The organism is Streptomyces sp. P17 (assembly GCF_032436805.1).
Lineage (GTDB): Bacteria > Actinomycetota > Actinomycetes > Streptomycetales > Streptomycetaceae > Streptomyces.
Genome location: NZ_JAVRBF010000388.1, coordinates 1 through 396, shown reverse-complemented (window position 1 = coordinate 396; position 396 = coordinate 1). Strand labels below are relative to the sequence as shown.

At 52.8% G+C, this 396-nt stretch carries 1 protein-coding gene; it reads right to left on the bottom strand.

The features are described from left to right. Nucleotides 1-41: 41 nt before the first annotated feature. The gene (locus RMT89_RS46225; RefSeq protein WP_399498876.1) at nt 42-395 is read right to left on the bottom strand and encodes a LysR substrate-binding domain-containing protein; all 354 of its coding nucleotides are present in this window, start codon (nt 393-395) and stop codon (nt 42-44) included. Nucleotide 396: the final 1 nt, after the last annotated feature.

The following is a 396-nucleotide window of genomic DNA, read 5'->3' as shown; positions in this document are numbered from 1 at the left end:
CCAATGGAGAGCAAATACGACCTTGCAACTTTTCTAACCAACTATAAGGAACTCGCGCCTGCGATCGGAAGATCGCATACCGCCTGCATCTCGCTCAAAACATGGCACAACTGATGAAATGCCTCCTGATGAGGCGACGATCTGCGCCAAGAAGCGTATATGGTTCGTTGTGGCGCGCGACCGGAGATGCTCACAATTTTCACATTAGGAAAGGTACTTAGCCGGGGAGAGGCTAACGAAGGAACCAGGCTAGCCCCCCCTCTCGTTGAAACGAGCGCACCGATTGTTTCGAGACTCAACCCTCTGATTTCGGTGCAACAAGCATTGTAGTCGTGCTGTGCCGTGCGTATCGTTGCAGGTAGCGTATCTTCGCTATAACCCTCGCCGTCTGCCATC